This is a genomic window from Bacillus sp. SIMBA_005 (assembly GCF_046535585.1).
Classification (GTDB): Bacteria; Bacillota; Bacilli; order Bacillales; family Bacillaceae; genus Bacillus; species Bacillus pumilus.
In genome coordinates, this window is the sequence record NZ_JAWRWI010000813.1 from 1 (window position 1) to 252 (window position 252).

The following is a 252-nucleotide window of genomic DNA, read 5'->3' on the forward strand; positions in this document are numbered from 1 at the left end:
GTCCTTGCCCAACAGCACCTCCCAGGCAAAGCGCTCTTCCAGCTCGGGAGACAGCTCACCCCGCGCCTTAGCCGCCGCACGCAGCGACTGGAACAGTCCATCGACATATTCATGGAGAACCGCATCGTCGATGTAGTCCGGATCGCGATAGAGCTCACGAATGATGCTGTCGCCCAGCTTGCGCTCGGCGCTGGTCGTCATCTCCGCACCATCGCCCAGCATGGGCAAAGCGCTCTGCGCATGAACGCTCGG

1 protein-coding gene is annotated in these 252 nt (G+C 62.3%); it reads right to left on the reverse strand.

Going from position 1 to position 252, the window contains the following annotated elements; all coding sequences use genetic code 11:
• On the reverse strand, positions 1–222 hold a 222-nt coding region (locus SB660_RS22335), incomplete at its 3' end, for a hypothetical protein (protein WP_410584657.1).
• Positions 223–252 lie beyond the last annotated feature (30 nt).